This window comes from Paenibacillus sp. LRG-1, from assembly GCF_057220305.1.
Genome location: NZ_CM170126.1, coordinates 1,987,691 through 2,012,954 on the forward strand (window position 1 = coordinate 1,987,691; position 25,264 = coordinate 2,012,954).

Below are 25,264 nucleotides of genomic sequence, written 5' to 3' on the forward strand. Positions count from 1 at the left end.
ACGAGGTTATCTTACCTGAAATCAGGCGTAGCCTTACGATCAAAAAGCTTCATGCGTACCCAGAATATGTTGACGATTAACAGGACACCTGACATGATAAACAGTCCTTCGATGCCAATAAACCCGGATAGCACCCCGCCAATGACAGCACCCAGCATATTTCCGAGCGCTAGCGAACTGGTATTGAAGCCGAAAGAACGGCTTTCCATTCCTTCCGGTGTATACGTGCGAATCAACGCATTTACGCTTGGTAGCAGACCGCCCATAAATACACCCATGAAAAAACGGATAATGACAAGTTGCCATACTTCATTGACAAAAGCCTGCGGAATGAGCATAACCGCCGTTCCGAGCAGTGCAATGGTCAAGATCTTGTGCGCCCCTATCTTGTCACTCAATCTTCCAAGGAGCGGTGCAGCAACCATATTGGATACGCCTGTAATAGCCGTAACGAACCCGGCAATTAACGCAATTCCTTCTGCCGACCCATACAGCTTTTGCACATATAACGGCAGCAGAGATACCGTACTGATCATGGCAAACTGGAGTAGAAACGTTACGGTGAACAAAGCCGGAAGCTGGGGCGTATGGCTTAGCTCCTTTAATCCGGCAAGAACCGAAATTTGCGGTATGCGTGCGGCTTCCGTTTTGCTGAAATTTTCTTTAACCAGAAACATTGCGATGAGCGAGGCTATAAAAATTAGAGCGCCTGTAATATAAAAGATCGGTCTGAATCCGACCCAGTCAGCCAAAAATCCGCCTAGCAGAGGGCCGAGAATCGTGCCAGCCATCTGACCGGATTGCATAATCCCCATAGCGAATCCGGTTCGCTCTTTGGGAGTGGTACCCGACACTAGGGAAATCGATGCCGGATTGAAACCCGAAATCGTACCGTTCAGCAGGCGAAGCGCCAGCAGTTGCCACGGGTGGGTGACCAAACCCATACATCCGATGACCAAAGCCATACCAAAGCCTGAGCGAAGCAGCATGACTTTACGTCCATATCGGTCAGCCAGCTTGCCCCACAAAGGCTGGAACATAAATGAGGTCAAAAAGTTAGCGGCAAAAATAACTCCGGCCCATAGACCAATATCGTGCTCTCCCTTCACATGAAGGTCCTGAGCCAGATACAGGGCGAGGAACGGAGTAATCATCGTGATACCCGCATTGACCAGAAACTGACCGAACCAAAGCACAATGAGATTGATTTTCCACGTCTCCCACGTTTTCAATGTGCTTTCACTTCCTTTCTGCCCATTCTCATCCTGTTGTAAATCCTACTTATCAAAGCATAACTTCTCCGGAGCTTTAAAAAAGCCATTTCTCTAGTATAGCACACTTCATTGAAACTTTATCCAAATGTCATGGGTTTGTCATGGTTTGTTCGAGAGCTGCGGTTGTTACGACTCTTGAAAAAGGGCATAATAAAATATAGTATTTATGATTCGAACTGGAGGCTGAAGTCATGACCTACAATGATACTTTTATCCGCGCTTGCCGCAAGCAAGCTGTGGATCATATTCCCGTATGGTACATGCGGCAGGCCGGAAGGTATGACCCTGAGTATCGCAAAATTAAAGAAAAATATACGTTGCTTGAAATATGCCGCCAGCCCGAGTTGGCCGCAGAAGTGACCTTGATGCCCGTGCGCAAGCTTGGGGTGGACGCTGCAATTTTATATTCTGATATTATGAATCCGGTAGCCTCTCTAGGGGTTGATTTTGATATTGTCAAAAATATTGGCCCGGTTATTGATAATCCGATCCGGTCAGCTGCAGACGTAGATAAGTTGCGTCCAATTGATGTGGAACGCGATTTGGGTCATATTTTGGAAACGATTCGTATTTTGGACCGTGAACTGAACGTGCCATTGATTACGTTCGCTGGAGCGCCTTTTACCATTGCAAGCTATTTAATAGAAGGAAGGCCTTCGAAAGGATATATTCGCACCAAAGCGATGATGTATGGAGAGCCTGAGCTGTGGCATCGCCTGATGGATAAGCTAGGAGACATGGTTATTACATACGTGCGAGCCCATATCGCTAATGGCGGTAAGGCTTTTCAATTGTTTGATAGCTGGGTAGGTGCGCTCTCGCCTTATGATTTTCAAACTTTTGTGCTGCCGACTATCACACGTATTTTCCATGAACTATCTGATCTGGATGTACCTAAAATTTATTTTCCGGGCGTAAGCTCTGGTGAATTGCTCCCACACTTGAATGGGTTAAAAGCCGATGTGATTGGACTGGACTGGCGGGTAAGTATACCTGAAGGACGTCGTCGCTTGGGGAACGGTTTTGGTGTACAGGGAAACCTGGATCCTTATGTGCTTACTGCGCCAATCGATGTTATCAAGCAGTATGCGAAAACCATTGTAGATGAAGGCATTTTGGAGCCGGGTTACATTTTCAATCTCGGTCATGGTTTATTTCCTGAGGCCTCGCTAGATAAGCTAAGAGAGCTTACTAATTATGTACATGAGTATTCCCGCTCGGTTTTGTCAAAAAATGAATACATTAGAAATGTTAAGAGGTGATCTGTTAATGAAAACAAAAGTGGGTGTACTGGTCATGTCCTACGGGACGCCGGAGAGTCTGGATCAGGTGGAAGCCTATTATACACATATTCGTCGCGGCAATGCTCCCTCGCCGGAGCAGTTAAAAGAATTAAAGGATCGTTATGAAGCTATTGTAGGCGGTGTGTTTCCGCTGCGGCAGAACACGGATCGGCAGGTTCAAAACTTGCAGGAAACCTTAAATCGGGAAAACCGCAACCCGGACATTGAATTTGTCTGTTATCAGGGACTCAAACATGCCAAACCGTTTATTGAAGACGGTGTGGAAGCTATGGTGCATGATGGCATTCGTACAGCGGTGGGTGTCGTGCTGGCTCCTCACTATTCCGTTATGAGTGTAGGCACTTATATTAAGCGCGCACAGGCTAAGGCACAGGAACTGGATCTAGCCATATCATTTGTGGAGAGCTATTATCTTCATCCAAAGCTGATTAAGACGCTGACTGAGCGTGTAAACGCCAAACTGGCGCTTTTTGAAGAAGCTGGAGCCAAGCGGGATGAGGTTCGTGTTCTGTTTAGTGCGCACAGCTTGCCTGAACGGATTTTGGCTATGGGTGATCCTTATGTTGAGCAATTAATGGCTACATCGCAGGCTGTTGCGGACAAGGCGGGAATTACCAACTGGCAGTTTACGTGGCAAAGCGCCGGTCGTACAGCAGAGCCATGGCTGGGGCCAGACATTTTGGATACCATGCACAGTCTTAAAGAGGAGCAAGTGGAGTATGTGCTGGCTGCGCCAGTTGGCTTTGTTTCTGATCACTTAGAGGTGTTATACGATCTGGATATTGAAGCACAGGCGTTAGCGAAGGAATTGGATATGCGTTTTCAGCGTATTGATTCACTCAACAGTGATCCACTGTATATGGAGACGCTTAGTGATGTCATCATAGACCAATGGAAAAAGGGATGAGGACATAATGGAGCAAAAGTTACGTAATATTGTAATTGTAGGCGGAGGCTTGACCGGGCTTAGCACTGCTTTTTATACACGAAAAATGTACAAAGAAGCTGGCTATACACCTCGAATTACGTTGGTGGAGAAAGCTTCCGTGCTGGGCGGGAAAATTGAAACGCTGCATAAAGATGGTTTTGTAATTGAAAAGGGGCCAGATTCCTTTCTGGCCCGTAAAACGGCCATGATAGACCTGGCAAAAGAGCTGGAGTTGGATCATGAACTGGTGAGCACAAATCCTGAGGCTAAAAAGACATACATTTTGCATGAAGGACAGCTTCATCCGATGCCTCCTGGGCTGGTGCTGGGGATTCCAACAGAGCTGAAACCTTTTTTGCGCAGCGGCTTGATCTCTCTAGGCGGGAAAATGCGGGCTATGATGGATTTTGTCATTCCGCCTCGCCGTGTACCGGGAGATGAGGCGTTGGGTGATTTTATTGAACGCCGACTGGGCAAAGAAGTGCTGGAAAATGTAACCGAGCCACTGCTGGCGGGGATTTATGCTGCCAACATGAAGACGCTAAGTTTGCAGGCGACCTTCCCACAATTTGCTGAGGTAGAGCAGCAGTACGGAAGCCTCATTCACGGGATGATGACAGGCCGAAAACCAGCTGAAACACATACAGGTACGAAAAAAAGCGCCTTTTTGACCTTCCGTCAAGGCTTGCAAAGTTTGGTGCATGCGTTGCTGAATGATTTGTATGACTGTGATTTACGCACCGGAATGGCTGTTACAGAATTCACAAAGACCACGGAAAGTGGAGACAGCCCATATCGCGTTATGCTGGATAATGGAGAGACGCTGGAGGCGGATGATATTTTTGTAACGACTCCCAACTTTGCTGCTGCGCCGCTATTGCGAGATCATGTCAATGTGGCTGCACTGGAAGCCGTTAATTATGTCTCCGTAGCAAACGTGGTCATGGCCTTCGATAAAAATGATATTGAGAATGTCTTTGACGGTTCTGGTTTTCTGGTCCCTCGCAAAGAAGGACGCAGCGTGACCGCTTGCACATGGACGTCTGCCAAGTGGCTACATACTAGCCCGGATGATAAGGTGCTGTTGCGCTGTTATGTAGGGCGAGCAGGAGCTGAAGACACTGTAGAGTTACCGGATGATGAGCTGATTGCACTGGTACGTAAGGATTTGAAAGAGATGATGGGAGTTACAGCAACTCCGCTGTTCACGGAAATTACACGTCTTCGCAATTCCATGCCGCAATATCCGGTAGGGCATCCGCAGGCTATAGCTGATTTGCGGGAAGAGTTACGCACTGCCATGCCGGGAGTGTATGTGTTGGGTGCTGGCTATGATGCGATTGGTTTACCGGATTGCATCCGTCAGGCTAAGGAATGGGCCTCCCATGCCGTCCAAACGACACAGCAGGAAGCGGTCCAGGTACAGGTGTAAATGTTCAATGATGAACCCTTCGCGATCCAGGCGAGGGGTTCTATTTATATTGAAATTTGATATATAATGGAGAAGGTGTAAAATTCGCCAGCTAATAAAGAAGTTATGCATATGCAATAGCATAGAAGGAGTGAAGAATGTACCCTCCCAGATCACAGAGAAATGAAGGTCGCAAGAAAGCAAGAAAACCAAAAATAGGCAAGGCTTGGATTATTACGAATCTGGTCCTGCTGCTTATGATCGTAGGTCTTTTCGGTTATTATTACATATTTGAACACGACAACAGTGCCTCTCTTGCGGAAAATGCCGGGTATTCGCAAACGGAGAAGAAAATCCAAACGGAATCTGCTAGTGAAGAGCGGTCTACTCCCTCGGTCAGTGAAAATGTTACAGACTTGTCAAATAAACAGCTGGACGAAGGCTCCCATGCAGATAAGCAATTTGCTGACGATGAAACGAAGCAATCTGCTGCTTCAGACACAAGCCATCGTCCCGCGACAACGTCTGACACAAATGCTCCCGAAGGCAGCTCTTCAGGAGCAAAATTATCCTCGGGGAAAGACGGGCAAGCAGGGAACGATACGTCCAATAAGGAATACGACGGTAATCCATCCGCGGATAAGGGAGGAACGGAGGATGTAAAAAGATCCAAAACAGACGGTGCAGATTCTCCGACAGTCACGCTTCACTTTGTAGGGGATGTGCAATTTTCCGGTAAAGTTGAGCAGCGATTGGAACAGAATGGGTTTGAGTTTCCGTATCAATATCTCGGAAACTTGTTTCATAAAGACGATCTGACGATTGCCAATCTGGAAACGCCCGTGACAACGAATGGTGTGGGTGCGTTAAATAAAACGTATGTGTATAAATCTTCGCCCAAGGCGTTAACTGCGTTGGCTGCGGCAGGGATAGATGCTGTCAATTTGGCCAACAATCACATTTTGGATCAGGGCACAGGCGGATTACTGGATACACTGAAGTATCTGGATGAAAAAGGTATAGCCCATGCTGGAGCCGGACGTAATGCAAAAGAAGCGTATGCGCCGCATTATTTTGAACGTAAAGGGATCAAAATTGCGTTGTTGGGGACTACACGTGTCATGCCTGAAGCCAACTGGAATGCGGGCGCCAAACTGCCCGGTGTAGCAGGAGCCTATGATTCGTCCGCTATCGTAAAGTCCATCCGTGAGGCACGAATGCAGGCCGATCTGGTGATTGTCATTGCCCATTGGGGGAAGGAGCGCGCTACTGCACTTGAGCCCCATCAGACCGAGTTATCGCATGCTTTTATTGATGCTGGAGCTGATCTTGTCATTGGCGGTCATCCACATGTGCTTCAAGGGATGGAGCAATATAAAGGTAAATGGATCGCATACAGCACAGGCAATTTTATTTTTTCTAAATCAACGGTGCCAGCCACTTGGGATACAGCCATATTTCAGGCAACCTGCACCCGAAAAGGGGCTTGCGAAATGAAGCTGACCCCTTACCGGGCGGAGCTAGGTCAACCGATTCCATTGAAGGATACGGAGGCCAGCAAAATTTTGCAGAGAGTGGCGGCACTGTCACCGGGAAATGTCTCTATAGGGACGGATGGTACAGTAAGCGCTCAATAGAAGCTCGAAAAGAAATTTTTTATATGGGAATTGACGGAACGATCGTATGAAGGACTCCTTTGTGGATGGAGGTCATAACAAGATGAATCATTTGTGCGTGGCTCACCGCGGTTTTTCGGGGATTGCTCCCGAGAACACGATGGCAGCCTTTAAGCTTGCGTTGAAGCAGCCATTTGTACACTGGATTGAGCTGGATGTACAGCTGTCAAAGGACGGTGTTCCGGTGGTAATTCATGATTTTACGCTGGAGCGCACGACGAATGGTATAGGGAAAGTAAAGGATTCAGACTGGAAAGCATTGCAACAACTTGATGCTGGTAGCTGGAAAAGTGCAGAATACCGTGGAGAAATGATCCCTTCCCTCGCACAGGTACTGGATTTATGTCGTGGCCGCGTATCACTCAATATTGAGCTTAAAACAGCGGGAGATATGTATCCGGGACTGGAGAAAGCCGTACTCCGTGAAATTGTGATGAGAGGGATGGAGGGAGAGGTGGTATTAACCTCTTTTGAGCGTGCCGCAGTACGCCGGGCTAAGGAGCTGTCTCCTGAGATCCGTACAGGATTGATTATCGATGCGCGTCCAGATGACTTGGCAAAGCAACTGGAGCAGCTACAATGCACTTTTTTATCCATGGGCTATCCGCGTTTGGATCGAAACCTGATGAAAGATCTCACTGGCCGCGGTATTACTGTCATGGCGTGGACGGTGGATGACCGCCGTATAATGCGGAAATTGTCCTCATTGCATCCTGAATTGATGATTTGCACTAATTGGCCGGATCGCTGGGAGCAGGTTTTTTTGCTTTCCAAGCACCGGATGTGGCACTATATACGTAAACTTATTCGTTAATCAATTGGACTACATACGCGGGAAGGGTGACGGATCGTGATGAACGTGGATATTCGTAATGTTTACTGTGTTGGGCGCAATTATAAGCTGCATGCGGAGGAGCTGGGTAATGAGGTTCCCGAAGAACCGATGATTTTTTTGAAGCCGTCTCATGCGGTTGTGCCGCTGGATGGCGCCACGCTGGAGCTTCCTCAGGGGCAGGGAGATATTCATTTTGAGACTGAGCTGGTCGTGGCTGTAGGACGTAAATACGAACCAGGCATGTCTGCAGATACGTGTCTGAACGCATTTGCATTCGGCATTGATTTTACCCTGCGTGATGTACAAAGTGTTCTCAAGAAAAAAGGCCATCCATGGACCGCCGCCAAAGGCTTTAAATCGTCTGCTCCCGTGACACCATTCCTGCCTTTAGAAAAATTGGACATGCTGGAGCAGCAGGATTTTTCCTTGCTCAAAAATGGACAGGAAGTCCAGCGTGGACATGTTAAAGATATGATTTTTTCTATCCAGCACATCGTCGAATATATAGCGACTCATTATGGGCTGGGTGAAGGAGATATTATTTTTACAGGTACTCCAGCAGGAGTAGGGCCTACAGCAAGCGGGGATCGCTTTGAGCTTTTCTGGGGGAGTGATCGTCAGGGGAGCTTCACCATCGCATAAACTTGTGAACGGCATTCATGGATGAGGATTAAAAAAGGGAATGTTCTTGGTAGTTGGGAAATAAAGAGCGATTCCCTTAGAAAAGCATTGTGAAGGCCGTGTCCTGTGCCAAAGCATGGGACACGGCTTTTATATAAGTGTAGAGCATTGTACAATAATATACAGAACGAAAAAAGAAAAACGGAGATTCATTTCAAAAGCGGAGGTATATCATGGACTGGATCATCGGATTGCTTTGTGCTGCTGTGGTGGCCGGAGCTGCATTTTATAAAAAATCCTTAACCTTATCTGGCTTTGCCACGGCTGTACTGATGGGAACCGTATATTATGGGGCGGGTAACCTGTTCTGGTTCGGCACATTGCTCTTGTTCTTTATCACGTCGACCCTCCTGTCGAGGTTCAAAAAGGAGCGCAAGGCTGAGCTGGAAAAATCGTATGCCAAAACCGGAAACCGGGATGCAGGCCAAGTATGGGCCAATGGGGGATTAGGTATGCTGCTATGCCTGGGCTATGCGATATGGCCTCATGTTACGTGGCAGCTGGCTTTTGTCGGTGTCATGGCTACGGTAACATCCGATACGTGGGCAACGGAATTTGGCAGCCTGAGTCGTAGGCCACCCCGTTCGGTGCTTAACGGGAAGGTGCTGGCACCCGGAACCTCAGGTGGAGTATCTGTATTGGGAACGGTTGCGGCCTTGGCTGGGGGTGTACTGATCGGCATAGGTGCATGGGGCTTTGGACACGCCATTGGAACGCCGAGCTTGCCGTTATGGATATGGGCACTGGTTGGAGGTATATCCGGTAGCGCCGGGGCCTTTGCTGATTCCTATCTAGGTGCTACGGTGCAAATGATGCGTTCCTGCACGGTTTGCGGACGGGAAGTAGAAGTAGACTCACATTGTGGACAAACGACGGTCTATGTACGAGGCTGGCGTTGGATGAGCAATGATCGGGTGAATAGCATTAGTTCTATTTTCGGAGGATTGGTCGCTCTTGCAGGTATTTTTTTTATACTTTGAACACGGAGCTGGAGATCATTACAAGGAAAAAATTGTTATAAGAATTGACCGTGTTTCAATCCTTGTATAAGGAGGTGCTAAGATGGGCGATATACAAGGAGATAAATATGAAGCTATTTTGGACGCCGCTTACACCGTCTTTGGCACCAAAGGCTTTTATGAAAGCAAAATTTCCGAGATTGCAGAACAAGCGGGAGTTGCCAAAGGCACAGTATACTTGTACTTTAAAAGCAAAGAGCAGCTATTTACAGCAGTCACACGTAGAGATTGCGAGCAATACCTAGCCGAAATGCAAGGCGCATTAATCAATCGTACTTTGGGAGAAGGACTGCTGCGGATGGCAAATTTGCATCTGCACTACTATTTCAAGCGCAAGCAGCATACTAAATTATTTTTTATGACCCCCAACAGTGACCCCGACCTAATGGAGTTTATGTGGGGATTTATCCAGGACTATACTGATTTGGTCAAAAATAAACTGGCGTCAGAGGGTGTACAGCAGTCTGAGTTTCATGCGAAGGCATTCATTGGTATGTTGGAACGCCTAAAAATGGATATTTTATTGAATAAAGATTTCCGCGAATGTGACGTAGATCAGACGGCTGAATTAGCGGCGAACTTATTTATGCATGGCTGTAAAGCCGGGGTACAAAAATCCTGACATCTTGTTGCTAAAAAACCGTACTGACTTCGTTCAGGTAACGGTTTTTTTAATCATTGGCTGTGTCTGTGTTAAAATAAACAGGATGCATCACAAAATTGGGGAAGAGTAGGGAATCCGTATGAATATTATGACCGTTGAACATATAACGAAAAGCTATGGCGAGAAAATGTTGTTTGAGGATGCTTCCTTTGGTATGGATGAACGTGACAAAATAGGGGTCGTCGGTGTAAATGGTACCGGCAAATCAACGTTTTTACGGGTAATTTCCGGCTTAGAGCCGCCAGATGATGGCAATATTGCAGTGAACAACGATGTGCGAATTCAGTATCTAGCACAAAATCCGGAGTTTGATCCCGAAATGAAGGTACTCCAGCATATTTTTCATGGCAACCAGCCTGAGATGAAAGCGGTGCGTGAATATACGGAAATCATGGAGTTGTTGGAGTTAAATCCGGGTAGCGAGGAGCTTCAAAACCGTCTATTGCGAGCAAGTCAGCAAATGGATACGTTCCAGGCATGGCAGCTGGAGAGTGAGGCCAAAAATATACTTACCCGACTGGGGATCACCCAGTTTGAGTCTCGTATGGGCGTTCTATCCGGCGGGCAGCGTAAGCGGGTGGCTTTGGCGGCGGCTTTGATCCAACCCTGCGAGTTGCTCATTCTGGACGAGCCTACAAACCATATTGATAATGAGTCTGTTGAATGGTTGGAGCAGTATTTGCAAAAAAGACGTGGTGCGTTGTTAATGATCACGCATGATCGCTATTTTCTGGATAGAGTTGCAAATGTCATGCTGGAGCTGGATCATGGCCGCCTTTTCCGTTATGAGGCTAACTATACCCGTTTTCTGGAGTTGAAGGCAGAACGTGAGGAGCGGGAAGCGTCTACGGAACAAAAAAGGAAGAACTTGCTGCGTAATGAGCTGGCCTGGATTCGTCGTGGAGCAAAGGCTCGTTCCACCAAGCAGAAAGCGCGTATTGATCGATATGAGCAGCTTAGGGATCAGCAACCGGAAGCTCGTTCTGGATCTGTAGATATGTCCGTTGCCTCCACACGTCTGGGTAAAAAGATATTGGAGATTGAGCATCTGTCCAAATCGGTAGATTCTCGTAAGCTGATACAGGATTTGAGCTACATTGCGGTTCCTGGTGATCGTGTTGGTATCCTAGGTCCTAACGGTAGTGGGAAATCCACCCTGCTCCAAATGATTGCACAGCGTGTAGAACCGGATTCCGGCAGTGTTGTCCTGGGGCCGACCGTGAAGATAGGATATTTTACTCAGGAACATCAGGAAATGAACGAATCATTACGTGTCATTGAATATATTAAGGAAGAAGCCGAAGTGATTCGTACAGCAGACGGTTCGACGATTACAGCAGCACAAATGCTGGAGCGTTTCCTGTTTGCACCAAGCGCGCAATGGACGGTTATTTCCAGGCTGTCCGGGGGCGAAAAACGGCGCTTGTATCTGCTTCGTGTTCTGATGTCGGCACCGAATGTGCTATTGCTGGATGAACCAACAAATGATCTGGATATCCAAACCCTTTCCGTTTTGGAAGACTATCTGGATGAATTCCCGGGCGTGGTGTTTATTGTTTCTCATGATCGCTATTTCCTGGATCGGACAGTGGACAAAATACTGGCGTTTGAAGGGGACGGACAGGTACGTGTACATGTAGGCGACTATAGCGAGTATGCAGAATGGATCAGTAAAAATGCTCAATCTTCTGTGAATACGTCTGTCTCGACGAGTACGGTTTCCTCGAATCGCTCTTCCGCGCCTAAGTCTGCGGGTCCTTCCGATTCAGTCAAGGAGACAAGTAAAACTAAGCTTAAATTCACCTTCAAGGAACAGCGGGAATATGAGCAAATTGATGAGCTGATTGAACAAGCCGAACAGAAGTTGGCCGACATTCAGCGGCAGATGGAAGAGTCTTTCAGTGATTCAGCACGACTACAGGAGCTCATGGCTGAGCAAGCAAAGGCCGAACAGCATCTGGAGCACCAAATGGAACGCTGGACCTACCTGAATGAGCTAGCCGAGCAGATTGAACAAAGTAAATCTTAAAAATACAGAAGCAAGTCACCATTCAGAGTGGGGGCTTGCTTTTTTTATCGAATTATTAATACGTTTTTCATATTAAAAGCGAGTGAATTATATATTTCTAATATTAAATTACAGTGGGTATAATGGATTGCAGATGGAGGGGAGGAATTGAAAATGGAATATCGTAAACTTGGAAAAAGTGGTTTGATGGTAAGTGAGATCGCATTGGGAAACTGGATCACCCACGGTGCTCAAGTGGATGATACCATAGCGCAAGCCTGTGTAAACGCTGCATTAGACTCAGGGATTACCACGTTTGATACCGCTGATGTGTATTCGGATACCCTGGCGGAAACGGTTTTGGGTCATTCTTTAAGGGGAATACGCCGTGAAAGTATTGAATTATGTACTAAGGTTTTTCATCCCACAGGTACCGGACAGAATGATAAAGGGCTGTCTCGCAAACATATCATGGAGGCCTGCCATGCTTCTCTTCGACGCCTACAAACGGATTATATTGATGTATATTATGCACACCGTTTTGATCCAACCGTATCGCTTGAAGAAACTTTTTTGGCCTTATCCGACTTGGTGCGGCAAGGGAAGGTTTTGTATGTAGGAGTAAGCGAGTGGACAGCAGAGCAGATTAAGCAAGGAGCTGCTCTGGCTAGGGAATTAAAGGTCCCATTCGTGGCAAGTCAGCCCCAATATTCCATGCTGTGGCGTGTCATTGAAGCTGAAGTGATTCCCGCTTGTGAGCAGGAAGGGATTGGGCAGGTGGTTTGGTCACCTCTGGCACAAGGTATCCTTTCTGGTAAATATACAGCAGACAAGCCGTTACCCGAGGGTTCACGAGCTTCTACGACAGCAGGGTCACCATTTTTCGAACGTTTGGCTGGACAATGGTTACGTAAAGAAGTCCTTTTGGCAGTAAAGAAAATTCAGCCGATTGCAGAAGAATGCGGACTGACGCTGCCCCAGCTTGCAGTCGCATGGGTTTTACAAAACCCGCAAGTGTCCTCAGCTATTATCGGTGCTTCCAAGCCCGAGCAGGTTAAAGAGAACGTAAAAGCTGCGGGTGTCCGTCTAGATGGGCAGGTCATGAGACAATTGGATAGCGTTTTAAATGGTATTGTTGAACGTGATCCGAGAAAAACAGGTTAAGATATACGATCAAGGAGATTTACATGTCTAACTCTTCGTTACAAGCTGTTTCTTCAACCACTTCCAGAAAATGAGTCAGAACAGTTTCATGTGCACCTGTTTTCCATGCAGCATAAAGTGGGATGGACGGAGACTCTTCTTGAAATGAACGAAATACGACATCACTGCGTTGAAAGACAGATACGGAAGAGGGGACAATGGAGATACCTATACCCGCCGCTACCAAGTTAACGATCGTATACATTTGAACGGCTTCCTGTACGATTTGAGGCTGAAATCCGTGTTGTCCGCAAAAGTCGAGTATGAGATTATGAAAAGAAGCTCCCATATGAGGCGGAGACAGGATAAAAGATTCGTCCGCTAAAGAACGTAAAGACAAGGTTGAATGGTGGGCTAACGGATGTGTCTGAGGAAGAACGGCCATGAGTGATTCGTTGGTGTAAAGACGAGAAGTGATATGTATAGATGGATCTGCACTGCGCAGGAAGCCCACATGAACTTTGCCATCGTGTATGGCTTTTAGTTGTTGGGCAGATGTCATTTCAAATAACGTAAGCTTCACATCTGGGAAGCGCTCTTGGAATTTCTTCAAGGCATTAACCATCAGACTGCCAGAGGCTGAATCTACAAAAGCGATGGATAATTGTCCGAATTTCCCCTGACTTGCAAGCTGTGTGATCTTAATAGATCTTTCCAATTGAGCAACCATATTTCTGGATTCTTCTAAAAATATCGCTCCTGCTGACGTAAGTCGAACTTGTCTTTTGGTTCGTTCCAAAAGCTTCACACCAAGCTCTTCTTCAAGGCTTTGAATTTGTTGGCTCAAGGGAGGTTGGGTGATATTCAGTTTTTTCGCAGCACGGTTAAAATGCAGTTCTTCCGCTACTGCGATAAAGTAACGTAGTTTTTTCAGATCCATAGCTGTGATTTCCTTTCACTAAGCCTTCACCGACCTATTCTCCAGTGGAACAGGTCGGTTTTTATCGTTCGAATTAAACTGTCACATAAGCTGCAAGCAGACGTGCAGTGTTCACCACGGCCTGCTTGTGCGTGCGCTCCATTGCATGGGAGGCGTGTACGCCAGGGCCGATCAAAGCAGCACGGATGTTATTACCTGCTCTTAGTGCAGCCGAAGCGTCCGAACCGTAGTGCGGATAAATATCTACAGCATACGGAATATTCAGCTCTTTGGCCAGTTCAATCAGACGGGTCGTCATATTATAGTCGTAAGGCCCGGAGGAATCTTTGGCACAGATAGAAACATCCGTTTCCTTGCAGCTCAGATCTTCACCCATACAGCCCATATCGACAGCTATCATCTCACTGATTCCTTCAGGTATGTAAGCCGCTCCGTGCCCCACTTCCTCATAGTTAGAAATGAGCAATTTAACGGTATGTCGAGGCTTCCAGTTTCCATGTACAGCAGATTCCAGTAGACCAAACAGTGCAGCTACACTAGCTTTATCATCCAGATGCCGTGACTTGATAAATCCACTCGGTGTTACGACTGGACGCGCATCGAACGAAATAAAATCGCCCACCGCAATACCGAGCTGAAGCACGTCTTCTTTTGACTCAACAAGCTCGTCAATCCGAACCTCCATGTGGCTCTCCTTGCGCTCAAAGCTTCGTGCATCATCATAGACGTGCACGGATGGATGGCTGGACAGAATAGTACCCGTATACGTTTGTCCGCTTCGGGTATGAATAAGGCAGTATTCGTTCTCAATGCTGTTCATCATGAAACCGCCGACGGATGTCAGACGTAGGGTGCCTTGTGCTGTAATCGAACGTACCATCGCGCCCAATGTATCCACATGTGCGCTCAGCGCCACCGTACGGTCCGTTTCCTGACCTTCCAGAGTCAAGATGGCACCGCCTTTTGCATTCCATTCGATGGGTACCCCGAGGCTCTCAGCTTCCTTATGAATCAGCTCCATCACATGGTGTGTGTACCCACTGGGACTGGGCGTGTTCAGTAGCTGATTTAAAAAGTTCATCATATAATCTTCATTTAATTGAATCGTCATTTGTTGCTCCTCCTCATTTGGACAACCGATCAGGGTTAGAGGACGGTTGCTCTATATCTTGGTCGAAAGTAGACCCTGTGCTGGAAGACCCAGTCGTGTCATAGGTCACATCCGCGTTTGCTTCCACCGTGGATGTGTGCTCTTCTTGTAATGTATGAAGCTGAGTAGTCAGACGTTTAATCTCTCTCTGAAGCCTATATTGGCGGAAAATACCGAAAGAACCGACAATAAGTCCACCTAGAAGAGTGCAACCAAGAATAAGCAGAATCAAAGGAATGCTAACCATACTGAATAGAAGGTTCACTTGAACCGAATTCACATTAATAACAGCAAATACAGCTGTTAACAGAGCAATAACAAGAGCTGCGATCAAAGACCATTGTGTTTTCAAAATGCCACCTCCTCCCGTTACATTATAAAATCCCTTGCCCGCCATGGACAAGGGATTTATCCGTGCATCATTTCAATGCTGGATTTTAAGTGCGCACGGTTTTACTTTCCTTCAGTTAGCTTTTCCATTTCTGTAATGACTTCTTCGAATACGCTCATCGCTTCGCGGATCGGCTGCGGAGAGGACATGTCAACGCCAGCTTTTTTCAAAATATTAATTGAATAATCACTGCCACCGCTCTTTAAGAAGCCCAAGTAACGGTCAACGGCTGGTTGGCCTTCTTCCAGAATCTGTTTCGAGAAACTAGTTGCTGCCGAGAAGCCAGTAGCATATTTGTAGACATAAAAACTGTTATAAAAATGAGGGATCCGTGCCCATTCCATTTCAATGTCTTTGTCTACCTTCATGCCAGGCCCGTGATATTTCACATTCAGATCATAGTAAATCTCCGATAAAAGCTGTGGTGTAAGGGATTCCCCCTGTTCAGCGCGTTCATGTACAATTTTCTCAAATTCCGCAAACATGGTTTGACGGAATACCGTTGTGCGGAATTGATCTGCATAGTAGGTGAGAAGGTACATTTTCTCTTTCGGATCGGTTGATTTGTTCAGCAAGTAGTCCATTAGCAACGCTTCATTGGTTGTGGATGCCACTTCAGCCAGGAAAATGGTGTACTGTGCATCTCTATACTTCAATGCGTTGTCTGAATAGTACGAATGCAACGCATGCCCCATTTCATGAGCAAGTGTGAACATGCTGTTCAGGTTGTCTTTATGATTCAGCAGCACATATGGGTGGGTACCATAAGCTCCCCAACTGTATGCACCAGTGCGTTTGTTTTCATTTTCGTATACATCAATCCAGCGCTCATCATAGCCTTTTTGCAGCGAAGCGAGATAGTCCTCGCCCAGTGGCTTAAGGCCTTCTTTTGTTTGCTTTTTGGCGTCTTCATACGTAATGTCCATCTTGTATTCGTCCACAAGCGGAGCGAACAAATCATACATATGGAGCTCATCCACACCTAACAACTTTTTACGCAGCTTGATGTAACGATGGAGCAGGGGTAAGCTTTCATGAATGGTATCAATGAGATTCGTATACACTTCCTTCGGAATATTGTCACCGTACAGTGACATTTCCAGTACAGAAGGGTATTTGCGAACACGAGAATAAAAAATATTTTTGTTTACATTGGCACTTAGTGTAGAAGCAATTGTATTTTTATTTTTGGCATATGTGTCATATACCGCTTTAAAAGCACGTTCGCGTACTTCGCGGTGCGGACTTTCGAGGAATTGAATGTAGCTGCCATGAGTCAGCTCAACCTCTTTGCCGTTCTCATCCTTAATTTTTGGAAACTTCAGATCAGCATTGTTGAGCATGCCAAAAATCGTTTGCGGGGCTTGAGCCAGATTGCCAACCTGAGCGAGCAGTGCTTCTTCTGTCTTGCCCAAAATATGTGCTTTTTCCCGCTTCATTTCTTGAAGTGTAAACCGATAATCTGCAAGCTTCGGATCTTCAATGAAGGCATCAAGCTGTTGATCCGGCAGTGCCAAAATTTCAGGCGTCACAAAAGAAAGAGACTCGCTAACCTCAACGCCTAATTTTTTGGCTTTTTGCGAAAGACCCTGGTATGTAGGTTCAGCTGTATCCTCATCATGATGCAGATGTGCGTACACATATACACGCTCGGTTTTAAGCGACAATTCATCTTCCAATTTAAAGCAGCTGCCAATCGACTCTGCTGAATTGAGCTTGCCTTGGAAATGTTCAGCCTTTTTGGCTAGTTGTTTGACTTCTTCGTATTCTTGATCCCATGCTTTGCGGTTGGGAAACAAATCTTCCAGTTTCCATGTATTTTCCACTGGCGCATCAGCGCGTTTTACAATTTCACTCATGGAGAGCCTCCTCTGATCGAACGTAATGTGGGGTAGGGCTGCGGCAGTAAGGGACGGATGCCAAAACGAAGAAACCGCCACGCTTACCGTAAGCAGCAGGGCAAGAGGTTTTACAGGATGCATGTAACGGCAGATCCTCCTTATACCATGGCTTGTTATGCCATAGTATGACCTCTTACGCCCGAAAGTATAATTTTCCTTACTGTGGGTTGGAACCTATATTTAATAAGCTGTATACAATAAGATAAAAGGCAAGGCAAACCATGATTACAGCAGTGAGGGCCATCCACTTTTTGAGAGGAGTCGGTATCGTATCACGCTTCATGATCAGCACTCCGCCCAGCGTGAAGGCCAGAATAATGAAGATGAGATAGCTGTTGGACACCATGAATAGGCTAGACCTGTTTGAAAGCGTTCATGATCCGCTGCCACTCTTCCTCATTATCTTGAAAGGACTGCTTGGGAAACCGATTTTGAGCCCAATGCATCAGCGCCGGACGGCTTAAAAACGTGTGGGCTTCCTCGCCCCAATCATCGGATATTTCCCGTAGAACGATGTAACGGCCCTGCACCTCGACAGTCATCATGTTCCAATTGTCTTTTTTGTATATTTCGTGTTTTTTCATCATATGCATGTCTCCGATTTTATAGATGTTTTGGTTCATGATACCGCAGTTTCCGCCGCAAAAGCAAATCATTCCAGCCCGAAAAACCAGGGAAAACATCAATTGCATTGTGAAAAAGCATGAAGTATAATATGGATATTCGCCATAGATGGCGGTATTTTTAGGAGGTTGTTCACTTGAAAGGTACAGTTAAATGGTTTAACGCAGAAAAAGGTTATGGCTTCATTCAAATGGATGGTGGCGAGGACGTATTCGTACATTTCTCCGCAATCCAAGGCGACGGCTTTAAAACTTTGGAAGAAGGTCAAGCGGTTGAATTCGAAATTACTGAAGGTAACCGTGGACCCCAAGCAGCTAACGTAATCAAACTGTAAGTGTAACTGAATTGTAAGAATGGTTCCGTTTCTACGGATGTCTTATATATTACGGTTAAACTATGAATTGAGAGCGCAGTTCCTTAAATTTAAGGGACTGCGCTTTTTTGCGTAAATACGTTTATGATATGAGAAGATTGAGCAGGAATAGGGTATTATACGTAATAAAACTAAGCAGAAGACATCTTAAAACGCTGTTTATGTTCTCTTTGCCGATGCTGTTCGGAAACATTCTGCAATCCCTGAATGGAACGATCAACTCGATCTGGGTTGGAAAGTTTCTGGGAGAAGCCGCATTGACTGCCGCTTCCAATGGAAATATTATAATGTTTTTTCTTATCAGTTCGATTTTTGGCGTCACCATGGCTGCCACTATTATGATCGGACAAAATATCGGAGCAGGAGACGTAGCTGAAACCAAGCGTGTAGTAGGTACAAGTGCAGTCTTTTTTCTGGTGCTCGCTTTTGCTATAGGTATTATCGGATTTTTGAGTGCGCCTTGGATTCTTCATGTACTCAATACACCTGCCGAATCGGTGGATATGGCGATCACGTATACACGTATTATTTTCGCAGGCATGCCCTTTTTGTACGGCTATAACTATATAATGACTGTAATGAGAGGGGCTGGAGATTCCAAAACACCATTTTATTTTCTAATCGTTTCTGTCGTACTGGATGTACTACTCAACCCGCTGTTAATATTCGGATGGTGACCGATTCCTGCTATGGGCATTGGAGGTTCCGCTACTGCTACCCTGATCGCTCAAGGGATCAGCTTTGTGTTGATCCTCATTTACCTATATCGAGTAAAATATTTTTTGCGCATTACTTCTTCAGAGCTTCATTTACTCAGATTTGATTGGAAGATTATTTGGACCCTAATCCGTAAGGGAGTGCCGATGGGGTTGCAAATGATTGCTGTCTCCACCAGCGCGATTGCTTTAATGAATCTGATTAATGGCTACGGAACAGTGGCAGCAGCAGCTTATACAGCAGCCAATAATTTGTCCAGCTATGTGCAGATGCCGGCAATGGCGTTAGGTGCAGCTGTATCTTCCTTTGCCGCTCAAAATATCGGAGCAGGACGTTGGGATCGAGTGCGCATGACAACCTGGATTGGGATTGTGTATAATTTTGTGTTGACTGGTGGAGCTGTGGTATTAATTTACGTGTTTAACCGTCAGGCCTTGCTCATGTTCCTTCCTTCTACGGGGGGTGCATTGGAATTGGGTATGCGGATTAATCTGATCACTTTGTGGTCTTTTGTTATATTCGGTGTTACTAATGTCATTACAGGTGTTGTTCGATCAACGGGTTCCGTAATGATACCGCTTTTAATTACCATTATTTTATTATGGGGCATTCGTATACCTTTGGCCTATGTATTTGTTGATGAGTATGGTCTAGATGCTGTATGGTGGAGTTTTCCTGTTGGTTTTGCTATCTCTGCCGTAGCAGTCATTTTCTATTATGCTTTCGGGAAATGGAAGCAGGCAAGCATGGGAGAGGGAATCCAAGGGGTGAAGCCAGCAGAGGACAAGGGATAGGTAGGCCATTTATACTATTTGCGATTAAAGTCTTATAAGGATAGATTTTGTGTAACTCCTATTTTTGACTAATAAAACATTACAGCTATAAAGTCTTTTTGTGAGAATAGCTCATTTTTCTTGAATTTTAAAGAAAAAAGTGAGGTTGTTCATTTGTGCTAAAAGGACGAACATATTATAATGGATATGGTTTGGATAGGTATAATTACGTAGACAACAATGTGGAGGCACCGTCATTTGAGTTATGTTGAGCAAGGACGTTATCAAGTACCGAGAGGCCCCATAGGTCTAATGAGCCGAATGTACAAGCACATTCTCCCTGAAACGAAACTAGAATTGAGTAACTGGAAGAGCAAGGCCGAACAAATTCCGGACCCTGAGCTGCGAAGCCAGGCGCTTGCGAGCATAGCGGATAAGACGTTTCACTGCGTGGGTGGGGCGGTTTATGCCGCAGCCAATATGTCTGCCCGGCAGACGCTAATTCCGCTGATCGTAGCGTATCAGACCATTAGTGATTATCTGGACAACCTGTGTGATCGCAGTACGTCCATGGACCCGGATGATTTCAGGCTGTTGCATCAGGCTATGCTGGATGCGGTTAATCCGACGGCTAGGCCAGTGAATTATTATGAGTTGCGTCGTGAGCAGGAGGATGGCGGTTATTTGACCGGGCTGGTGACAACCTGTCAGTCTTGTGTAAGCAGGCTTCCGGGCTATGAGGCGGCAATGCCTTACGTTCAGGATTTGGCGCGATTATACACGGATTTGCAAGTATACAAGCATATTAAACCCGAGCTGCGGGAACAAGCGCTTTTGGACTGGTGGTCGCTTCATAAAGACCGTACACCAGAGTTGCGCTGGAATGAGTTTGCTGCGGCTACCGGTTCAACTCTGGGGGTCTTTATGCTGTTTCTTGCTGCCAGCGACCAGCATCTGACCGATGCGGGGGCTGCCTCAATACATGCATCGTATTTTCCACATGTGTGCAGTCTTCATATTTTGCTGGATTATCTAATCGATCAAGACGAAGACCGGAAGGGCGGAGATCTTAACTTTTGCAATTATTATGAAGATACCGACATGATGCTAGACCGGATCGCCTACGTTGTGAATCGGGCGCGGGCTGATATTGCAGATGTCCCTGCCAGCTCCTTTCACCGGATGATTATCGAGGGATTGCTGGCTTTATATTTATCCGACCCTAAAGTTAGCGAGCAGCAGGACGTTCGCGCTGTTTCGAGACGTTTAATGAAAAATAGTCCGCTCATGCGTTTGTTTTTCTTATTAAACAGTCGATGGATAAGAAGGCTTATATGATTATTTTGAGGAGGTCATAAATCATGACAGCAGTTAAGAAAATTGCAGTATTAACAAGTGGTGGAGATTCACAAGGGATGAACGCGGCAGTTCGCGCCGTCGTACGTAGCGGATTGTATTTTGGACTGGAAGTATTCGGGATTCAACGCGGTTATCAAGGCCTTTTGAACGATGATATTTTTCCAATGGATCTGAGAAGCGTCGGAGATATTATCCAACGTGGGGGTACTGTACTTCAATCTGCAAGATGCCTGGAATTTACGACTGAAGAAGGGCAGAAAAAAGGCGCTCAAATTTTGCGTAACCGTGGAATTGACGGCGTAGTCGTGATTGGTGGCGACGGTTCTTACCAAGGAGCTAACAAACTGACCAAGCAAGGCATTAAAACCATGTGTCTTCCGGGAACGATTGACAATGACATTTCTTTCACGGACTACACTATTGGTTTTGATACAGCGGTTAGTATCGTAGTGGATGCAATCAACAAGCTGCGTGATACGATGTCATCCCATGAACGTTCTTCCATCGTGGAAGTTATGGGACGTCATTGCGGTGATATTGCACTGCATGCGGGTCTGGCTTCTGGCGCAGAAACGATTTTGGTGCCTGAGGTAGAATTTGACCTGAATGAAGTATCCGATCGGATGAAACAAAACTTTAAGCATGGCAAACGCCATAGTATCATTATCGTTGCTGAGGGTGTAGGCAAAGGCGAAACAGTAGCACAGGTTATCCAAGAAAACTGTCCGGATTATGAGCCTCGTGTTACAGTGCTTGGACACATTCAACGTGGAGGCACACCAACAGCGTTTGACCGCAACCTGGCGAGCCGTTTGGGTGACTTTGCTGTTCGCCAATTGATCGAGGGCATATCTGACAAGGCTTGCGGAACGATCGACGGTAAGTTGGTAGCTACAGATATTGACAAGGTTGTAAATACCAAAAAAGATTTCAATATGGAGCTTTATGAGCTGGCCTTGCGTTTGTCCCAATAATAAGAGCCTTATGTAAAATAGATCGGCTCTGATATTGGAAAAGATCAAAATTATGCGGATGACCCGAGTCATCCGCTATTTTTTTAGCTTTGAGTCTTATCAGGAGGTAGTCATACATGTACCTATTCAAAATCGAAGTGGACAGTTCGGAAGGAGCGCTGACCGTCATTCTCGCTGCTGAAAATGAAGAACAGGCATTTGAAGAAATTGAACAACATGTGGAGAGACACTTTCTTTATCCTCCCAAGCTGAACGAAGTGGCGATTGTGGAGAAAAAACGAATAACTTTAGGGGCAGCATATGTAATCGAGACACGCAAAGGCTAAATTGCCTCTGCGTGTTGTTTTTTTTCGGAGAAACGACGTTGTACTTTCACCAGACGCCAGAGAAGTAAAATAGCGCCTACTGCCAATCCTGTAATCAAACCGATCCAGTAGCCGTAGGGCCCTAGTGAAGTCCAGCGTGCCAGTATATATCCTACAGGAAGCCCAATGACCCAATAGGAGAGGAATGTGAGCAAAAAGGCTGGATTGACGTCTTTATACCCGCGCAGCGCTCCTTGTGTAGGTGTAGCGACAGCATCAGATATCTGAAAGAAAATCGCATAGATTAGAAAATGCTGTGCCAATTGAATGACCTGCGGATCGGTGGAGTAAAGTCGAGCAACCTGTTCACCCCAGATAAGCAGTACAATAGCTGTAATCAGTGATAGACCTACTGCGCTGCTGATACCCATTACACTATAAGCTTTGGCATCCCGCGGGCGAGTAGCTCCTGTTTCATAGCCAACCAGAATCGTAAGTGCCATGCAAATGCTGAGTGGAATCATATACAGCGTAGATGCAAAGTTCATGGCGGCCTGATGTGCGGCTATGGTAGCTGTATTATAACTGCTCATGAAGAGGGTGACGGCTGAAAAGACGGCAGTCTCAAAAAATATAGCAAATCCAATCGGTACTCCAATCTTGATGAGCTCTTTCAAAGCACCAGCAGCAATCCCGTATATTTTGTTAAAGATTCGGTATTCGGCAAATATTTTTCCACGATGCGCAGTGATACCGGCAACCAGCATGATGATCCAGTAGGTGGTCGCCGTCGCTACCCCGGAACCCACACCCCCCAGACGCGGAAAACCCCAGTTTCCATAAATAAGTAGATAATTTAACAATACATTGATGGGTAATGACATGAGCGTGATTAACATCGTAAAGCGGGTTTGTCCCAATGCATCCATAAAGCTTCGGAGCACAGTGTAGGCAAATAGAGGAACAATCCCGAAGGCCATGGCACAAAGGTAGTATAGGGCCACATTATGAACTCTCAGTTCCAAATTCATACCGTTCAAAATAGGTTTGACCAAAATAATGCCAGCAATCAAAACGACCATAGACAGGGCGAGAGAGAGCCAAAGTGCTTGAATGACATAGTAGGAGACTTTATCTTTGCGCTGTGCTCCTACCAATTGAGATACAATGGGCGTGATAGCCATAAGTATTCCATTAAGGCCTGTTTGTACAGGAACCCATAGGCTTACTCCAATGGCTACTCCAGCCAGATCGGCAGGGGAAAAGTGCCCTGACATATTCGTATCGAAAAAAGTCATGGCAGATAGTGCAAGCTGGGTAATCAGGATAGGGAGCAAAATGTAGAAAAGCTGCTTCCATTTCTGCCCCGTTGTTAGTGTCAATTGCATTTTTGTTTTCCTCATTTACTAGGGATTGATTATTTGTATATATCATAACATGTAAGTATTTATTGTAAGGGATACCGCTACATTTGAACAGTAATAAAAAAGACTGCACCCGTTCGCCAAACAACGGGACAGCCTTCGAAATAATTATATAATTTCTAAATCTTGTATAAGAGAACGAGAAGTCCGGAGGGATAAATTATTTGTAAGTTACTCCACTTGTATAGCGGTTTGTGGCATTCCAGAGTAAATATTCATCCACTTTCATATCCTTAAGCGCGCGAATTTGATCCTCTACTTGAGTTTTCCCATACTTGGCATAATGTCCGCTCCCCAACCAACTTGCGGTAAAATCCTGGATCCAAGGACGGATAATTGGCTTTAGCTTGCCCGTCGGATCGAGCTTTTTGTGGGTATCGGCCATGGAGCCTTTAATCGTCTGGTAAGGATTCTTATCGGGATCTTTTACACCGAACCAGCCTGTGGTGTAGTGACTTGGATAAACCATGGGCGAAATGACATCCACATTTTCGGAGATTTTAGTGAAATCCTGTCCGATCCCCTCCGCAGCAGGAACGGATGCGGCATATCCGAAAATATCTACCGATACTCGTACACCTAATGGAGCAAGCTCTTTGCGGGCATATTGTACGAATTCAGCGACTGCATCCGAGCGGGATTGATCTGATTTGGTATATTTCAGCTTGTCTGCTCTTTTCTCAAAGCCTTCGGGGAAACGTACATAGTCAAATTGAATTTCCTTAAAACCAAGTTTGGCTGCTTCCTTAGCGATGGCGATATTATAATCCCATACTTCTTTATTATAGGGATTAACGAACCCGTCTCCTTTGCCGTTTTTCCAGACAGAGCCGTCAGGGTTACGGAAAGACATCTCGGGATTTTTGTTGGCCAGTACAGTATCTTTAAATACGACAATACGAGCAATCGGGTAAACATTATGCTTTTTCAATCGGTCCATCAAACCGGAAATATCCCGAATGAATTTTTGCGGCTTGCCCAATTTGAGCAGCTCGGGAGTGGTCGTTGGATAAGTGATGTAACCTGCATCGTCTTTAATATCAATAACCATGGAATTGAGCTCTGTCTTGTCAAGCAGTTCAAGCAACTGGGTCATACGCGAACCGCCTGCGCTATAAGCCGTGACATAGATGCCCTTGATAGCAGGAGTCGTCGGTTGTGGGTCAATTTTAACCGGAGGATTGGAGGCATCCACCTTCATATTATTGTGCTGAGCCTGAATCATGGCGCTGCTAATTGTTGTTGCCACCGTATCTTTTACATTTGGAGCGTTGGCTGACTGATCCCCGTTTCCGCCTATCCCCATCGCCAATAGCATAATTGCCCAAATCATATTCATTTCCTAACTCTCTCCCTTATGTATGTCGCTTACCTGATTATACGTAAAGTT

Annotated in this window: 23 protein-coding genes and 1 pseudogene; 15 read left to right on the forward strand and 9 right to left on the reverse strand. The window is 46.0% G+C overall.

The genetic code is table 11. The features are described 5' to 3' along the window. Positions 1 to 11: 11 nt before the first annotated feature. Positions 12 to 1,232 carry an MFS transporter gene (locus ACUUJN_RS08900; protein WP_013309691.1) on the reverse strand — a complete coding sequence of 407 codons (1,221 nt, stop codon included), beginning with the start codon at positions 1,230 to 1,232 and terminating at the stop codon, positions 12 to 14. Positions 1,233 to 1,465: 233 nt separating this feature from the next. On the opposite strand from ACUUJN_RS08900, the gene hemE reads away from it, so the two are divergent. The 10 genes from hemE to ACUUJN_RS08950 all read left to right on the forward strand — a co-directional run bounded on the left by hemE (position 1,466) and on the right by ACUUJN_RS08950 (position 12,964). After that, positions 1,466 to 2,536 (forward strand): uroporphyrinogen decarboxylase, encoded by a 1,071-nt coding sequence (gene hemE / locus ACUUJN_RS08905; protein WP_023987997.1) that lies wholly within the window; start codon positions 1,466 to 1,468, stop codon positions 2,534 to 2,536. A gap of 7 nt (positions 2,537 to 2,543) precedes the next feature. Then, the gene (hemH, locus tag ACUUJN_RS08910) at positions 2,544 to 3,485 is read left to right on the forward strand and encodes a ferrochelatase (protein WP_028542839.1); all 942 of its coding nucleotides are present in this window, start codon (positions 2,544 to 2,546) and stop codon (positions 3,483 to 3,485) included. A 7-nt stretch (positions 3,486 to 3,492) separates the two neighbouring features. Then, positions 3,493 to 4,938, forward strand: a complete 1,446-nt coding sequence (hemY, locus tag ACUUJN_RS08915; protein ID WP_028542838.1) for a protoporphyrinogen oxidase — start codon at positions 3,493 to 3,495, stop codon at positions 4,936 to 4,938. Positions 4,939 to 5,075: 137 nt separating this feature from the next. Then, positions 5,076 to 6,554, forward strand: coding sequence for a CapA family protein (locus tag ACUUJN_RS08920; RefSeq protein ID WP_028542837.1), 1,479 nt, complete (start codon positions 5,076 to 5,078; stop codon positions 6,552 to 6,554). A gap of 82 nt (positions 6,555 to 6,636) precedes the next feature. After that, entirely contained in the window at positions 6,637 to 7,407 is a 771-nt protein-coding gene (locus ACUUJN_RS08925) for a glycerophosphodiester phosphodiesterase (protein WP_341062872.1), read from the forward strand. Positions 7,408 to 7,446: 39 nt separating this feature from the next. Then, positions 7,447 to 8,070 carry a fumarylacetoacetate hydrolase family protein gene (locus ACUUJN_RS08930; RefSeq protein ID WP_484669740.1) on the forward strand — a complete coding sequence of 208 codons (624 nt, stop codon included), beginning with the start codon at positions 7,447 to 7,449 and terminating at the stop codon, positions 8,068 to 8,070. A 212-nt stretch (positions 8,071 to 8,282) separates the two neighbouring features. Beyond that, positions 8,283 to 9,089: a DUF92 domain-containing protein gene (locus ACUUJN_RS08935; RefSeq protein ID WP_341062871.1), complete on the forward strand. Its 807-nt coding sequence runs from the start codon at positions 8,283 to 8,285 to the stop codon at positions 9,087 to 9,089. Between the two features lie 82 nt (positions 9,090 to 9,171). Then, on the forward strand, positions 9,172 to 9,750 hold the full coding sequence (locus ACUUJN_RS08940) for a TetR/AcrR family transcriptional regulator (protein WP_028542833.1): 579 nt from the start codon (positions 9,172 to 9,174) through the stop codon (positions 9,748 to 9,750). 121 nt (positions 9,751 to 9,871) lie between these two features. Beyond that, positions 9,872 to 11,821 carry an ABC-F family ATP-binding cassette domain-containing protein gene (locus ACUUJN_RS08945; RefSeq protein WP_076264300.1) on the forward strand — a complete coding sequence of 650 codons (1,950 nt, stop codon included), beginning with the start codon at positions 9,872 to 9,874 and terminating at the stop codon, positions 11,819 to 11,821. 153 nt (positions 11,822 to 11,974) lie between these two features. Continuing rightward, the gene (locus ACUUJN_RS08950) at positions 11,975 to 12,964 is read left to right on the forward strand and encodes an aldo/keto reductase family protein (RefSeq protein WP_341062870.1); all 990 of its coding nucleotides are present in this window, start codon (positions 11,975 to 11,977) and stop codon (positions 12,962 to 12,964) included. 19 nt (positions 12,965 to 12,983) lie between these two features. On the opposite strand, the gene ACUUJN_RS08955 is transcribed toward ACUUJN_RS08950, so the two are convergent. From ACUUJN_RS08955 to ACUUJN_RS08980, 6 genes are all read right to left on the reverse strand, one after another. Beyond that, positions 12,984 to 13,883, reverse strand: coding sequence for a LysR substrate-binding domain-containing protein (locus tag ACUUJN_RS08955; RefSeq protein ID WP_071558935.1), 900 nt, complete (start codon positions 13,881 to 13,883; stop codon positions 12,984 to 12,986). Between the two features lie 73 nt (positions 13,884 to 13,956). Next, a complete protein-coding gene (locus ACUUJN_RS08960) occupies positions 13,957 to 14,994 on the reverse strand; it encodes a M42 family metallopeptidase (RefSeq protein ID WP_028542829.1) in 1,038 nt (345 codons plus the stop codon). A 13-nt stretch (positions 14,995 to 15,007) separates the two neighbouring features. Beyond that, positions 15,008 to 15,430 carry a LapA family protein gene (locus tag ACUUJN_RS08965; RefSeq protein ID WP_028542828.1) on the reverse strand — a complete coding sequence of 141 codons (423 nt, stop codon included), beginning with the start codon at positions 15,428 to 15,430 and terminating at the stop codon, positions 15,008 to 15,010. A gap of 56 nt (positions 15,431 to 15,486) precedes the next feature. Continuing rightward, complete coding sequence (pepF, locus tag ACUUJN_RS08970; RefSeq protein ID WP_484669514.1) at positions 15,487 to 17,283, reverse strand: oligoendopeptidase F; 1,797 nt, start codon at positions 17,281 to 17,283, stop codon at positions 15,487 to 15,489. 199 nt (positions 17,284 to 17,482) lie between these two features. Next, a complete protein-coding gene (locus tag ACUUJN_RS08975; protein WP_025715827.1) occupies positions 17,483 to 17,671 on the reverse strand; it encodes a hypothetical protein in 189 nt (62 codons plus the stop codon). A gap of 7 nt (positions 17,672 to 17,678) precedes the next feature. Further along, positions 17,679 to 17,912 (reverse strand): hypothetical protein, encoded by a 234-nt coding sequence (locus tag ACUUJN_RS08980; RefSeq protein ID WP_013309704.1) that lies wholly within the window; start codon positions 17,910 to 17,912, stop codon positions 17,679 to 17,681. 173 nt (positions 17,913 to 18,085) lie between these two features. Here ACUUJN_RS08980 and ACUUJN_RS08985 point away from each other — a divergent pair, with 173 nt between their 5' ends. The 5 genes and pseudogenes from ACUUJN_RS08985 to ACUUJN_RS09005 all read left to right on the forward strand — a co-directional run bounded on the left by ACUUJN_RS08985 (position 18,086) and on the right by ACUUJN_RS09005 (position 22,471). After that, complete coding sequence (locus ACUUJN_RS08985) at positions 18,086 to 18,283, forward strand: cold shock domain-containing protein (protein ID WP_013309706.1); 198 nt, start codon at positions 18,086 to 18,088, stop codon at positions 18,281 to 18,283. 128 nt (positions 18,284 to 18,411) lie between these two features. After that, positions 18,412 to 19,833 (forward strand): annotated as a pseudogene (locus tag ACUUJN_RS08990) (MATE family efflux transporter). Positions 19,834 to 20,070: 237 nt separating this feature from the next. Then, positions 20,071 to 21,150 carry a tetraprenyl-beta-curcumene synthase family protein gene (locus ACUUJN_RS08995; protein ID WP_013309708.1) on the forward strand — a complete coding sequence of 360 codons (1,080 nt, stop codon included), beginning with the start codon at positions 20,071 to 20,073 and terminating at the stop codon, positions 21,148 to 21,150. 23 nt (positions 21,151 to 21,173) lie between these two features. Further along, positions 21,174 to 22,145 carry a 6-phosphofructokinase gene (gene pfkA, locus ACUUJN_RS09000; RefSeq protein WP_023988013.1) on the forward strand — a complete coding sequence of 324 codons (972 nt, stop codon included), beginning with the start codon at positions 21,174 to 21,176 and terminating at the stop codon, positions 22,143 to 22,145. A gap of 116 nt (positions 22,146 to 22,261) precedes the next feature. Further along, complete coding sequence (locus tag ACUUJN_RS09005; protein ID WP_013309710.1) at positions 22,262 to 22,471, forward strand: DUF3906 family protein; 210 nt, start codon at positions 22,262 to 22,264, stop codon at positions 22,469 to 22,471. On the opposite strand, the gene ACUUJN_RS09010 is transcribed toward ACUUJN_RS09005, so the two are convergent. Then, the gene (locus ACUUJN_RS09010; protein ID WP_068940264.1) at positions 22,468 to 23,838 is read right to left on the reverse strand and encodes an MATE family efflux transporter; all 1,371 of its coding nucleotides are present in this window, start codon (positions 23,836 to 23,838) and stop codon (positions 22,468 to 22,470) included. The two genes, ACUUJN_RS09005 and ACUUJN_RS09010, sit on opposite strands and share 4 nt — an antisense overlap. 196 nt (positions 23,839 to 24,034) lie before the next feature. Continuing rightward, positions 24,035 to 25,213, reverse strand: a complete 1,179-nt coding sequence (locus tag ACUUJN_RS09015) for a putative glycoside hydrolase (RefSeq protein ID WP_028542824.1) — start codon at positions 25,211 to 25,213, stop codon at positions 24,035 to 24,037. Between the last annotated feature and the right edge of the window lie 51 nt (positions 25,214 to 25,264).